An 11,988-nucleotide genomic window follows, 5' to 3' on the forward strand; every position below is an offset into this window, starting at 1 on the left:
TACCCGTGCTTTCGAGCACTGCGCAACAGCGGCGTCCCGCACCCCGCTCTCACCCCAAACCCTAGGGCAAAAGCCAGACACAAGCGCCTTCAGGCGCGATTCTTTTCCCGGGGTAAAAAAAACCCGCCACGTGGGCGGGTCTTCTTCGAAGGCTTCGCGCCTGAAGGCGCTCCTGCAGGTAATCCGCTTTGCGGATTACTTGATCTTGCCTTCCTTGTAGATCACGTGCTTGCGAACGACGGGATCGTACTTCTTGATCTCCATCTTGTTCGGGGTGGTCTTCTTGTTCTTGTCGGTCGTGTAGAAGTGACCGGTGCCGGCCGACGAGGTCAGGCGGATCTTGTCGCGCTTGGATGCCATGGTTCAGTCCTCCTCAGATCTTTTCGCCGCGGGCGCGCATTTCGGCCAGCACGGCGTCGATGCCGTTCTTGTCGATGGTGCGCAGGGCGTGCATGGAAACACGCAGCTTCACCCAACGGTTCTCCGAGGCAACCCAGAAGCGGCGCTCGTGCAGGTTGGGAAGGAAACGGCGGCGGGTCTTGTTGTTGGCATGCGAGACGTTGTTGCCGCTCTGCACGCCCTTGCCGGTAACTTGGCAAACTCGGCTCATGGTGTGACTCCTGGGTCGGACTGGCCGCCCATAGCCCGGGCGGCGGCGGCCCCGCGCGGCGGGCCGGGTGGCCTGCAGGCGCATGCGATGCGGGATGGAACCAACGCTCCGCCAGGGGCCGGGATCGCACTACCGGGGCCAGGGCCGAGGGGGCAGATGCGGAGCGAGCCGCGCATTATGCCCGCGGCCGGGGCCCCAGGCAAGACTTATCCACAGGCCGGTCAGTGCCCGGCCTTGTCCCGGTGCCAGCCGCGGTGCCGGATGTCGAGCCAGAGGCTGTAGGCGGCGGTGAAGGTGGGGAAGAGGTTCTGGAGCACGCCCACCGAGTCCTGCTTGGCCGAGAACAGGAAGTAGCTCAGGGTCATCAGGGCGCCGACCAGGCTCATGTACCAGAACACCCGGGGGATGACCGGCTTGCCGGCCCGGCGGCTGGCGATGAACTGCACCACCCAGCGGCCGCCGAACATCAGCGCGCCCAGGTAGCCGACCAGCTTCCACGGCGTCACGTGCAGGCCGGACCAGGCCAGCCAGGTGATTTCCTCGTTCACGGCCTCACTCCAGTTCGCGGATGTCGGTGCGCTTGCTGCGCTTGATCAGCCAGGCCACGCCCATCAGGTCGCGGATGCCGACCAGGGCGCGGCCCAGGTTGGTGTACTTCGAGGCGCCGGCGCCGCGCGGGCGGTGGTTCACCGGCACCGAGACGGTGCGCCAGCCGGCGCGCTGCATCAGGGCCGGCAGGTAGCGGTGCATGTGGTCGAAATAGGGCAGCTCGAGGAAGGCCGCGCGCTCGAACAGCTTGGTGCCGCAGCCGGTGTCGGGCGTGGCGTCGCGCAGCAGGCGCGAGCGGATGGCGTTGGCCCACTTCGAGGCCCACTTCTTGCTGCCGGTGTCCTGGCGGTTGACGCGCCAGCCGGCGTAGAGCTTCACGTCGGCCGGGCCGGCGTCGCGGGCGGCCAGCAGTTTGGGCAGGTCGGCCGGGTCGTTCTGGCCGTCGCCGTCGAGCGTGGCCACCCAGGGCGCGCGCGCGGCCTTCACGCCGTTGCGGATGGCGGTGCTCTGGCCGCTCTGCTGCCGGTGGGCCAGCACGCGCAGTTCGGGCGTGCCGGCCTTCGCGCCCTGCAGCAGGGCCAGCGTGCCGTCGCGGCTGCAATCGTCGACGAAGACCACCTCGAAGGGCACGACGCCGCGCAGCGCCGCGACGATTTCCCCGAGCAGGGTCAGCACGTTCCCCTCTTCGTTGAAGGCGGGAATCACGACGGACAGCTGGGGTTGGCTCACGCGGTGCCCTTGGGCGCTGGGGTTGGCGCGCATTCTCGCAGGCGCGCCGTTAACAAGTCGCTAGGGCGACTCAGCCCCGCAGACGCTCCAGGATGCCGTCGAGGGTGTCGAGGCCGTGGTAGCTGATCACCAGCTTGCCGCGGCCGCCGCGGCCGTGCTGCACGGCGACCTTGGCGCCGAGCCGCTCCGACAGCTCGCGCTCGAGCGCGGCGATGTCTGCATCGGTCTTCTTGGCCGGACCCTTCGCCGGCTTCTTGCCGGGGATCTGGCCCTTGGCCAGCAGCTGGGCGCGGCGCTCGACCTCGCGCACGCTCCAGCCCTCGGCCACGGCCTCGCGGGCCAGGGCCAGGGCCGCCTGCGGCGCCAGCGTGAGCAGGGCGCGGGCGTGGCCCATCTCCAGCTGGCGCTCCTCGAGCAGCTTGCGGATGCCCTCGGGCAGCTCGAGCAGGCGCAGCAGGTTCGACACCGAGGCGCGCGAGCGGCCCACGGCCTCGGCGGCCTGCTGGTGGGTGAGCGAGAACTCGTCGATCAGCCGGCTCAGGGCCAGCGCCTCTTCGAGCGGGTTGAGGTCCTCGCGCTGGATGTTCTCGATCAGCGCCATGGCGATCGAGGCGCGGTCGTCGACCTCGCGCAGCACCACCGGCACGTCGGTCAGGCCGGCCTGGGTGGCGGCGCGCCAGCGGCGTTCGCCGGCGATGATTTCGTAGCGCGCCTGGCCGTCCTTACCGTTGCCGATGGCGCGCACGACGATCGGCTGGATCAGGCCCTGGGCCTTGATGGATTCAGCCAGCTCGGTGAGCTTGGCCGGGTCCATCGCGCTGCGCGGCTGGTACTTGCCGGGCTGGAGCTGGGCCAGCGGCAGGGTGCGCAGGCCCTCGCCGGCCGACGCCTCGTCCGCGGGGGCGGCGCCCTTGTTGCCGGTGCCCAGCAGGGCGTCGAGGCCTCGGCCGAGGCCGCGCTTCTTGCTGCTCATGCCATCTCCTTGTGCATCTTCTTCTCGCGCCGCACGATCTCGCCGGCCAGGCCGAGGTAGGCGATGCCACCGCGCGAGGCGCGGTCGTAGCCGACGATCGACTGGCCGTGGCTGGGCGCCTCGGCCAGGCGCACGTTGCGCGGGATGATCGAGCGGAACACCTTGTCGCCGAAGTGGCGGGTGAGCTCGCCCGAAACCGCGTTGGCGAGGTTGTTGCGCACGTCGAACATGGTGCGCACGATGCCCTCGATCTCCAGCTGCGGGTTGAGCTTGCCCTTGAGCGCGTTGATGGTGTCCACCAGCGAGCTCAGGCCCTCGAGCGCGAAGTATTCGCACTGCATCGGCACGATCACGCCGTCGGCCGCGGCCAGGGCGTTGAGCGTGAGCAGCGACAGCGAGGGCGGGCAGTCGATGATCAGGTAGTCGTAGTCCTCGCGCAGCGGCGCCAGGGCGGACTTGAGGCGCTGCTCGCGGCCGGCTTCGTCCATCAGGCGGATCTCGGCGGCGGTGAGGTCGATGTTGCCGGGCAGCAGGTCGAAGCCCTCGGGCGACTTCACCACGGCGGCGCGCGCCTCGCATTCGCCCAGCAGCACTTCGCAGGTGGAGTTCTCCAGCTCGCGCTTGTCCACGCCCGAGGCCATGGTGGCGTTGCCCTGCGGGTCGAGGTCGACCAGCAGCACGCGGCGCGGCGTCGCGGCCAGCGCGGCGGCCAGGTTCACGGCGGTGGTGGTCTTGCCGACCCCGCCCTTCTGGTTGGCAATGGCGATGATGCGACCCATGGACTCTCCTTCCCCGACCCCGAACGGGGGATTATGCCGGCTCGGCCGGCCCGCGGGTGACCGTGACCAGGTGGCGCTCGCCTTCCAGGCCCGGGACCGAGAGCGCCTGCACGGATTCGACCGCCCAGCCCGCCGGCAGCGCGGCGATCTCGGCGTCGGGGCGCTGGCCCTTCATGGCCAGCAGCCGCCCGCCCGGGGCCAGGAGGTGGCCGCCCACGGCCAGGATGCCGGCCAGGGTGTCCATGGCGCGGGCGGTGAGCTGGTCGTAGGCGCCCGGCTCGTCCACGGCCTCGGCGCGCGCTTCCACCACCCGGGCGTTGGCCAGGCCGAGCTTGCGCACCACCTCGCGCATGAAGCGGCACTTCTTGCCGTTGCTCTCGACCAGGGTCACCTCGAGCCCGGGCACCGCCAGGGCCAGCGGGATGCCGGGCAGGCCCGGGCCGGTGCCCAGGTCGGCCAGGCGGCCGGGACGCACGGCCTTCCACATCGACAGCGAGTCGAGCAGGTGCTTGTGCAGCATCTCGCGCGGGTCGCGCACGGCGGTGAGGTTGTAGGCCTGGTTCCAGCGGTCGAGCAGGGCCAGGTACTCGAGCAGCCGGCCGGCCAGCGGCTGCGGCGGCAGGCCGAGCGCGACCAGCCCGGCCTCGAGTTCGGGCGCGAGGTGGTTGAGCGGATTCATGCCGCCATTATGACCGGGAAGAAACGGGGTCAGGTTCACTTATTCCCGCCGGTGCCCTCGCCTTCGGCGGTAGCGTCGGAGGAATAAGTGAACCTGACCCCGTTTCTTGTCAGGCGGGGTGGAGGGCGCAGCGGATGACGCGAAGGCCCATGCGGCCGAGGCGGCGGTTGAGCTCGGCCTTGAGCGTCTCGGCCAGCGAGGGCGCGTCGTCGTTGGCGGCCGCCAGGCTGGCCAGCGCCTCGCGGGCCTGGTCGGTGACCAGGGCATCGACCCGGTCCAGGGCCTCGCCGGCCTGGGCCGGGTCGAGGATCTGGTAGTAGAGCTCGGCGTGGGCGCCGGAATCGGCAGGGATATCAAGGTGATGGCCGATCAGGCAGACCGGCTGGCCCAGCTGGTCCAGGCCCGGCAGGGTCCAGCGCCAGCCCGGCCCCAGGGCCCGCACGAAGCGCCCGAAGCGGTGCACCGTGACCACGCTGTTGTCCGGCACCCGGCGCAAACCGGTCAGCCAGGCCAGGGGTGCCAGGGGCATCGGGAGGGGCAGGAGCGGGGACATGAATGTCATTGGGGGCGGGGGGTTAGCCAGTTTTCCTCAAGCTTACTATCAAAAACGTGACTGGTTTCACAATTCGGACAAAGCGGGCTTGACGCTCCCCCACGGCGGGGGCAGGGGAACGCGGTCCCTGCACGGCCCCTTTCGGCGGCTGGTGTAGTCTCAGCGCCTCGGACCGAAGACCCTGCCCCCGCATGTCGCTACGAATCACTGACCTGGGCCCCGCCCGCGCCACCCCGCCGGCCATGTCGGTCGTGCTCTCGACCTACAACCAGCCCGCCTGGCTCCGCAAGGCGCTGCTGGGCTACGCGCACCAGACCTTCCGCGACTTCGAGGTCGTGGTGGCCGACGATGGCTCGAAGGACGAGACGCGCGAGATGATCGAGGCGCTGGCGGCCGACTTCCCGGTGCCGCTGCGCCACGTCTGGCACCCGGACAACGGTTTCCAGAAGTGCGAGATCCTCAACCGCGCCAGCGAAGCCGCGCGCGCCGACTACCTGGTCTTCTCCGACGGCGACTGCATTCCGCGCGCCGACTTCATGGCCGTGCACCACGAACTGCGCGAGCCGGGCCGCTTCCTGTCGGGCGGCTATGTGAAGCTGCCGATGTCGACCTCGCTGGCCATCGACGAGGCCAACATCGCCGCCGGCGACTTCGCCCGCCCCGACTGGCTGCGCGCCAACGGCTGCAGCCCGGCCGAAGTCTCGCGCAAGCTCAAGGTCAGCGGCCGCTGGGCCTGGTTCTGGGACCAGCTGAGCACCGCCAAGGCCAGCTGGAACGGCCACAACGCCTCGGGCTGGAAGGCCGACCTGCTGCGCGTGAACGGCTTCGACACCCGCATGCAGTACGGCGGCCAGGACCGCGAGTTCGGCGAGCGCATGGAAAACGCCGGCATCAAGGGCAAGCGCATCCGCTACCGCGCGGTGTGCGTGCACCTCGACCACAAGCGCGGCTACGCCACCAGAGAATCGATCGAACGCAACCGCGCCATCCGCGCCGAGACCCGGCGCAAGCGTTCGGTCCGGGCCAGCGAAGGCCTGGCGCGCTGAAGCCTCAGGCCTGCGCCGGCGCGTAGCGCGCCAGGATTTCCTCGGCCGAGGCCGGCTTCGAGAACAGGTAGCCCTGGCCCAGGCTCAGGCCGAGCAGGCGCAGCTGGTAGCGCTGCTCCTCGGCCTCGATGCCTTCGGCAATCACTTCAAGGCCCAGCGAATCGGCCAGCAGCCGGATGGCGCGCACGATGGCGGTGCTGCCGCCGCTTTCGCCGCTGCGCAGCTCGCGCACGAAGCTGCGGTCGATCTTCAGGCCGTGCAGCGGGAAGCGGTGCAGGTAGCTGAGCGACGAATAGCCCGTGCCGAAGTCGTCGAGCAGGGTGAGCACGCCCGCCTCGCGCAGCCGCGCCAGGCACTCGCGCACCTGCTCGGGCTTTTCGAGCAGCGCGCCTTCGGTCACCTCCAGGCGCAGCCGCTGCGGGCTGACGCCGTGGCGCGAGATCAGCTCGAGCAGGCGCTGGTCGAAGTCGGCCACGCGCAGGTGCCGGGGCGAGACGTTGAGCGTGGCGTAGGCGCGGCCCAGGTTGAGCCGGTGGATGTCGCGGCAGACCAGCTCGTAGATCTGCCAGTCCATCTGCTCGAGGCTGCCGGTTTCCTCGGCCACGCCCAGGAACTCGCCGGGCATGCTCAGGCCGCGCTCGGGGTGGTGCCAGCGCATCAGCGCCTCGAAGCCCACCAGCTGGCCATCGGCCAGCGACAGGATGGGCTGGTAATGCGGCACGAACTCCTGGCGCTGCAGCGCGCGCCGCAGGTCGCCCTCGAGCTCGAGCAGCTTGAGCGCCGCCTCGTGCAGGTGTTCGTCGAAGATGGCGTAACGCTGGCGGCCGTTGGCCTTGGCGCGGTACATCGCCACGTCGGCGTCGCGCAGCAGTTCTTCCGGGCTGCGGTAGCGGCCGTCGACCATCGCGATGCCGATGCTGGCCGAGGTGTAGAGCTCCTTGCCGGCGATGCGCATCGGCTCGGCCAGCGATTCGATCACGCGTTCGGCCACCACCACCGCCTCGTCGGCCGAGTGGATGAAGTCGAGCACGATGGCGAACTCGTCGCCGCCCAGGCGCGCCACCATGTCCGGGTCGCGCACGCAGCGGCCGATGCGCCGGGCGGCTTCCTTGAGCAGCTCGTCGCCCACCAGGTGGCCGACCGAGTCGTTGACCACCTTGAAGCGGTCGAGGTCGAGGAACAGCACCGCGAACAGCTGGCCGGGGTCGAAGCGGTAGCGCGAGAGCGCCATGCCCATGCGGCCCAGCAGGTGGCTGCGGTTGGGCAGGCCGGTGAGCGTGTCGTGCATGGCCTCGTGCTTGAGCTTGTGCTCCATGCGCTCGCGCACCGAGATCTGGTCGAGCAGCTCGCGGTTGGCGTCGGCCAGTTCGCTGGTGCGCGCAGCCACGCGCTGTTCGAGCTCGGCATAGGCCTCGCGCAGCGATTCGTGCGCCCGGCGCCGCTCCAGGGCCTGGGCGATGTGGAAGGACACGAAGCTCAGCAGCTCCTGGTCGCGCCGGGTGTAGAGGTAGTCAGGCGTGTAGCTCTGCACGGCGATGACGCCGGCCACCCGGCCCTCGATCTGCAGCGGCACGCCCAGCCAGCACACCGAGGGCGTGCCGAAGGACTGCACCTTGCCCTCGGCCACCAGCTGGTGGATGCCGTCGCGGTCGGCCAGCAGCGGCTCGCCGCTGGCCAGCACGAACTCGGTGAGGCCGCGGGCCAGCCTGCGGCGCGGGCGCGCCTGGTCGCGTTCGTCCACCGAGTAGGGGAAGTCCAGCTCCTGGCCATCCGGCGTGAGCAGTGCGATGAAGAAATTGCGGGCGTCGAGCAGGGCGCTGACGATGCCGTGCACCTCGGCGTAGAACACCTCGATGCTCTCGGCCCGGCCGGCCTGCTCGGCGATGCGGAACAGCGCCGCCTGCAGGCGCTCGCTGCGCTCGCGTTCGGCCACCTGTTCGCGCAGCTCGCGGGTGCGTTCCTCGACGCGGCGCTCGAGTTCCTCCTGGGCGTCGCGGCGGGCCAGCGCGGTGAGGATGTGCTGGGCCACGTAGCCCAGCAGCGCACGGTCGTCCTCGGTGTAGCGCGACTCCGGGTCGTAGCTTTGCACCACCACCGCGCCGCGCACCACGCCGTCGTCGAGCATGGGCACGCCCAGCCAGTCCACGCTGTCCGGGCCCAGGGTTTCGTCGCGGCGCACGCCCAGCGCGCGCCGGACTTCGTCGGACGGGCCGAGCACCGGCTTGCCGTGGCGGATCAGGGCCAGGGTGAGGCTGTTGCCCATCTCCGACGCCGGCAGCTCCTCGTCCGGGTCGGGCGTGATCGGGTCGTGGCTGTCGGCGAAGTAGATGAAGCGCATCGTGTCGCGCTCGGGCGAGTAGCGCACGATGTAGAAGTTCTCGGCGTACATCAGCCGCCCGACGATCTCGTGCAGGCCGTGCAGCACGCTGGCCGTGTCCTCGCCGGAGCTGGCCAGGTCGGAGATGGCGAACAGGGCGCGCTGCAGGCGCTCGGCCCGGCCCAGGCGCTCGACGTCGACCCGAAGGCGCTGGACCTCGGCCGCCAGCGAGGCCGGATCGCTGGCGCGCAGGCGCACCGGGTCGGCGGCGGCCGGACCGGCGGCGGTACTGGGCGAGAACGGACTGCTGGGCTTCAAACGTGGCCTTCCCCTGTGGCCTTCACACGACTATATCAGCCCGTCGGGGCGGCGCCCGGCAGCAGTTCGCGGGTGGCTCCGAGGGCCTGCAGGCGGCCGTCGGCGAGCATGGCGCAGCGCTCGGCCAGGGCCCGGGCGGCGGCGAAATCGTGGGTGATGAACAGCAGCGCCAGCCCGCGCTCGCGCTTGAGCCGGCCCAGCAGGGACAGCACGCCGGCCCGGTGCTGGGCGTCCAGCGCCGACACCGCCTCGTCGCAGACCAGCAGCTCCGGGTCGGTGGCCAGCGCGCGGGCGATGGCCACGCGCTGGCGCTGCCCGCCCGAGAGCTGGTGCGGCCAGCGCTCCGCCAGTTCCGGCGCCAGGCCCACGGCCTGCAGCAGTTCGCCGGCCCGCGCGCGCCGCCCTGCCCGGTCGGCCAGGCCGTGGATGCGCAGCGGCTCGGAAACGATCTCGTGCACCCGCAGGCGCGGGTCGAGCGAGGCCGAAGGATCCTGGAACACCACGCCGATGCGCCGGCGCAGCGCCCGCAGCCGGCCGCTGCCCGCGGCCAGCAGGTCTTCGCCGTCGAGCAGGATGCGTCCGCCCACGCCGCGCCGCATCAGTCGCAGCAGCGCGCGGCCCAGGCTGGACTTGCCACTGCCGCTTTCGCCGACCAGGGCCAGGCATTCGCCGCGGTGGAGCTCGAGGCTGATGTCGGACACGACCGGCCGGTTCTGGCCGGGGTAGGTGATTTCGATGGACTCGAGCCTCAGCAGCGGCGCGCCGGGAGGCGCGGCATCCGGCGCGGGGAGTTGGTCGGCGGCCAGCAGCTCGCGGGTGTAGGCGTGCGCGGGCCGGGCGAACACCGCCGCGGTGCCGCCCTGCTCCACCAGCTCGCCGCCGCGCAGGATGGCCAGGCGCTGCGCGTGCGCGGCCACCATCGGCAGGTCGTGGCTGACCAGCAGCACGGCCAGGCCGAGCTCGCTGCGCAGCTGGTCGAACAGGCCCAGGGCCTCGCGTGCCAGCCTCGGATCGAGCGCCGAGGTGGGTTCGTCGGCCAGCAGCACGCGTGGCTGGCCGGCCAGGGCCAGGGCCACCAGCACGCGCTGGCGCTGGCCGCCGGACAACTGGTGCGGATAGCGGCGCAGCAGCGCCGGCGGGTCGGGCAGCCGCAGGCGTTCGAACAGGGCGTGGGCTTCGCGCGCGGCCGCGTCGCGGTCGAGGCCGCGCAGCACGCGCAGGCTTTCGGCCAGCTGGTCGCCGACGCGGCGCAGCGGGTGCAGCGCGGCCTGCGGATCCTGCGGTACCCAGGCCAGCACGCGGCCGGGCAGGCGGGCATGCGCGGGCGAGCCCAGCGGCACCGCCTGGCCGTCCACCTGCAATTCGCCGCTGGCCTGCAGGCCGGGCGGCAGCAGGCCGAGCAGGGCCGCCAGGGTGAGGCTCTTGCCGCTGCCGCTTTCGCCCACCAGGGCCAGGCAGGCGCCGGGTTCGAGCCGCAGGTCGAGCGGGCCGAGCAGGCGGCGCGCGCCGGCGTGTACTTCCAGGCCGCGAATTTCCAGCGGGCTCACGTCGCGTCCCCGCGCACGTCGAGCCAGTCGCGCAGGCCGTCGCCGAGGAACTGGAAGGCCGCCAGCGTGGCCACCAGGAAACCGGCCGGGAACAGCAGCGACCACGGCGCCACGTCCAGCTCCTGCGTGCCCTCGCCGAGCAGGCCGCCCCAGCTGGCGGCGGGTTCGTCCACGCCCAGGCCGAGGAAGCCGAGAAAACTTTCCACCAGGATGGCCTGCGGCAGGATCAGGCCAAGGTAGACCAGGCCCAGCGGCAGCAGGTTGGGCAGCAGGTGCCAGCGCAGCACCTGGTCGAAGCGGGCGCCGGCGGCGCGCGCGGCCAGCACGAAGGGCATCTCGCGCAGGCGCGCGGCCTCTGCGCGCACCACGCGCGCCAGGTCGATCCACACATAGCCGCCGATCGCCGCCAGCAGCAGCCACAGCGAGCGCCCGAACAGCGCCAGCAGCAGGATCACGATCAGCAGGAAGGGCAGCGCCGAGAGCACGTCCAGCGCGCGCACCATCGCCCGCTCGGTGCGGCCGCCGGCGTAGCCGGCGATGGCGCCGTAGGCCAGCCCGACCACCAGCGCGACCACGGTGGCCAGCGCGCCGATGGTCAGCGACAGCCGGCCGCCGGCCAGGGTGCGCGCGAGGATGTCGCGGCCGATGGCGTCGGTGCCGAACCAGTGGCCGCTGCTCAGCGACGGGGCTTGCGACAAGGCGTTCCAGTCCGGCCGGTGCGGGTCGGGCAGGTCCAGCAGCCAGGGCCCGGCCCAGCAGGCCAGCGCCAGCGCGCCGATCAGCCACAGGCAGGCGCGGGCGGAGGCGGGCAAGGGGCGTGGTGCAGGCATGCGGGGCATCTTAGCCGCCGCGCCGGGCGGCGTATCATGGCCGGGACGAACACAGCGAGTGTCCACGATGGCCTTCCCGCATACCCGCCCGCGCCGATTGCGCCGCGACGATTTCTCCCGGCGCCTGGTGCGCGAGCACCGCCTCTCGGCCGACGACCTGATCCTGCCGGTCTTCATCCACGAACTTGCCGGCCGCGCGCCGGTGGCCTCGATGCCCGGCGTCGAGCGCCTGTCGGTGGACGAGCTGCTGAAGGTGGCGGGCCAGGCGGTGGCGCTGGGCATCCCGGCGATCGTGCTGTTCCCGGTCACCGCGCCCGAGGCCAAGTCGCTCGACGCCGTGGCCGCGTGGGACCCGGACGGCCTGGCCCAGCGCGCCATCCGCGCGCTCAAGAAAGAGTACCCGCAGCTGGGCGTGATCACCGACGTCGCGCTCGACCCCTACACCAGCCACGGCCAGGACGGCCTGGTGGACGCCGATGGCTACGTCACCAACGACGACACCGTCGAGGCGCTGGTGAAGCAGGCGCTCTCGCACGCCGAGGCCGGCGCCGACGTGGTGGCGCCCAGCGACATGATGGACGGCCGCATCGGCGCCATCCGCGAGGCGCTGGAGGAGGCGGGCCACGTCAACACCCGCATCCTGGCCTACAGCGCCAAGTACGCCTCGGCCTTCTACGGCCCTTTCCGCGACGCGGTCGGCAGCGCCGGCGCGCTGGGCAAGGGCAACAAGTACACCTACCAGATGGACCCGGGCAATTCCGACGAAGCCCTGCGCGAGGTCGGCCTCGACCTCGACGAGGGCGCCGACATGGTGATGGTCAAGCCGGGCCTGCCCTACCTGGACATCGTGCGCCGGGTGAAGGACCACTTCGGCGTGCCCACCTTCGCCTACCAGGTCAGCGGCGAGTACGCGATGCTCAAGGCCGCCGCCATCAACGGCTGGCTCGACGAGCGCGCCTGCGCGATGGAGGCGCTGCTCGGCTTCAAGCGCGCCGGCGCCGACGGCGTGCTCACCTATTTCGCGCTCGACGCGGCGCGCTGGCTCAAGGAGCAGTGAC

General features: G+C 71.5%; 13 protein-coding genes. 2 read left to right on the forward strand and 11 right to left on the reverse strand.

Going from position 1 to position 11,988, the window contains the following annotated elements; genetic code table 11:
- Window positions 1–195: 195 nt before the first annotated feature.
- The 8 genes from rpmG to ABS41_RS04375 form a co-directional block, all read right to left on the reverse strand.
- On the reverse strand, window positions 196–360 hold the full coding sequence (gene rpmG, locus ABS41_RS04340; protein WP_043799877.1) for a 50S ribosomal protein L33: 165 nt from the start codon (window positions 358–360) through the stop codon (window positions 196–198).
- 13 nt (window positions 361–373) lie between these two features.
- Window positions 374–610, reverse strand: coding sequence for a 50S ribosomal protein L28 (gene rpmB, locus ABS41_RS04345; protein WP_106990316.1), 237 nt, complete (start codon window positions 608–610; stop codon window positions 374–376).
- A gap of 221 nt (window positions 611–831) precedes the next feature.
- Window positions 832–1,158: a lipid-A-disaccharide synthase N-terminal domain-containing protein gene (locus ABS41_RS04350; RefSeq protein ID WP_290591195.1), complete on the reverse strand. Its 327-nt coding sequence runs from the start codon at window positions 1,156–1,158 to the stop codon at window positions 832–834.
- A 4-nt stretch (window positions 1,159–1,162) separates the two neighbouring features.
- Window positions 1,163–1,888, reverse strand: a complete 726-nt coding sequence (locus tag ABS41_RS04355; protein WP_290591198.1) for a glycosyltransferase family 2 protein — start codon at window positions 1,886–1,888, stop codon at window positions 1,163–1,165.
- A gap of 70 nt (window positions 1,889–1,958) precedes the next feature.
- Entirely contained in the window at window positions 1,959–2,861 is a 903-nt protein-coding gene (locus ABS41_RS04360) for a ParB/RepB/Spo0J family partition protein (RefSeq protein WP_290591201.1), read from the reverse strand.
- Entirely contained in the window at window positions 2,858–3,640 is a 783-nt protein-coding gene (locus tag ABS41_RS04365; protein ID WP_290591203.1) for a ParA family protein, read from the reverse strand. Before ABS41_RS04365 ends, ABS41_RS04360 begins: the two co-directional genes overlap by 4 nt.
- 31 nt (window positions 3,641–3,671) lie before the next feature.
- Entirely contained in the window at window positions 3,672–4,319 is a 648-nt protein-coding gene (gene rsmG / locus ABS41_RS04370) for a 16S rRNA (guanine(527)-N(7))-methyltransferase RsmG (RefSeq protein ID WP_290591206.1), read from the reverse strand.
- 109 nt (window positions 4,320–4,428) lie between these two features.
- Entirely contained in the window at window positions 4,429–4,848 is a 420-nt protein-coding gene (locus ABS41_RS04375; RefSeq protein ID WP_290591208.1) for a hypothetical protein, read from the reverse strand.
- A gap of 215 nt (window positions 4,849–5,063) precedes the next feature.
- Between ABS41_RS04375 and ABS41_RS04380 the strand changes: the two genes are divergently transcribed.
- Window positions 5,064–5,918 carry a glycosyltransferase family 2 protein gene (locus ABS41_RS04380; RefSeq protein ID WP_290591210.1) on the forward strand — a complete coding sequence of 285 codons (855 nt, stop codon included), beginning with the start codon at window positions 5,064–5,066 and terminating at the stop codon, window positions 5,916–5,918.
- Between the two features lie 4 nt (window positions 5,919–5,922).
- On the opposite strand, the gene ABS41_RS04385 is transcribed toward ABS41_RS04380, so the two are convergent.
- Genes ABS41_RS04385 through ABS41_RS04395 form a run of 3 tightly spaced genes read right to left on the reverse strand, consistent with a single transcriptional unit; the run spans window position 5,923 to window position 10,912 of the window.
- Window positions 5,923–8,553 carry an EAL domain-containing protein gene (locus tag ABS41_RS04385; protein WP_290591213.1) on the reverse strand — a complete coding sequence of 877 codons (2,631 nt, stop codon included), beginning with the start codon at window positions 8,551–8,553 and terminating at the stop codon, window positions 5,923–5,925.
- A gap of 35 nt (window positions 8,554–8,588) precedes the next feature.
- The gene (locus ABS41_RS04390; protein WP_290591216.1) at window positions 8,589–10,100 is read right to left on the reverse strand and encodes an ABC transporter ATP-binding protein; all 1,512 of its coding nucleotides are present in this window, start codon (window positions 10,098–10,100) and stop codon (window positions 8,589–8,591) included.
- Window positions 10,097–10,912: an ABC transporter permease subunit gene (locus ABS41_RS04395; protein ID WP_290591219.1), complete on the reverse strand. Its 816-nt coding sequence runs from the start codon at window positions 10,910–10,912 to the stop codon at window positions 10,097–10,099. Before ABS41_RS04395 ends, ABS41_RS04390 begins: the two co-directional genes overlap by 4 nt.
- A gap of 85 nt (window positions 10,913–10,997) precedes the next feature.
- Here ABS41_RS04395 and hemB point away from each other — a divergent pair, with 85 nt between their 5' ends.
- Window positions 10,998–11,987, forward strand: a complete 990-nt coding sequence (gene hemB, locus ABS41_RS04400) for a porphobilinogen synthase (RefSeq protein WP_290591362.1) — start codon at window positions 10,998–11,000, stop codon at window positions 11,985–11,987.
- The last annotated feature ends 1 nt before the right edge of the window (window position 11,988 follow it).

It is taken from the genome of Arenimonas sp. SCN 70-307, from assembly GCF_001724815.1.
Lineage (GTDB): Bacteria > Pseudomonadota > Gammaproteobacteria > Xanthomonadales > Xanthomonadaceae > Arenimonas.

Coding starts and splice junctions, on each gene's coding strand:
- rpmG (WP_043799877.1), bottom strand. CDS start 360: ATGGCATCCAAGCGCGACAAGATCCGCCTGACCTCGTCGGCCGGCACC.
- rpmB (WP_106990316.1), bottom strand. CDS start 610: ATGAGCCGAGTTTGCCAAGTTACCGGCAAGGGCGTGCAGAGCGGCAAC.
- ABS41_RS04360 (WP_290591201.1), bottom strand. CDS start 2,861: ATGAGCAGCAAGAAGCGCGGCCTCGGCCGAGGCCTCGACGCCCTGCTG.
- ABS41_RS04365 (WP_290591203.1), bottom strand. CDS start 3,640: ATGGGTCGCATCATCGCCATTGCCAACCAGAAGGGCGGGGTCGGCAAG.
- rsmG (WP_290591206.1), bottom strand. CDS start 4,319: ATGAATCCGCTCAACCACCTCGCGCCCGAACTCGAGGCCGGGCTGGTC.
- ABS41_RS04375 (WP_290591208.1), bottom strand. CDS start 4,848: ATGCCCCTGGCACCCCTGGCCTGGCTGACCGGTTTGCGCCGGGTGCCG.
- ABS41_RS04380 (WP_290591210.1), top strand. CDS start 5,064: ATGTCGCTACGAATCACTGACCTGGGCCCCGCCCGCGCCACCCCGCCG.
- hemB (WP_290591362.1), top strand. CDS start 10,998: ATGGCCTTCCCGCATACCCGCCCGCGCCGATTGCGCCGCGACGATTTC.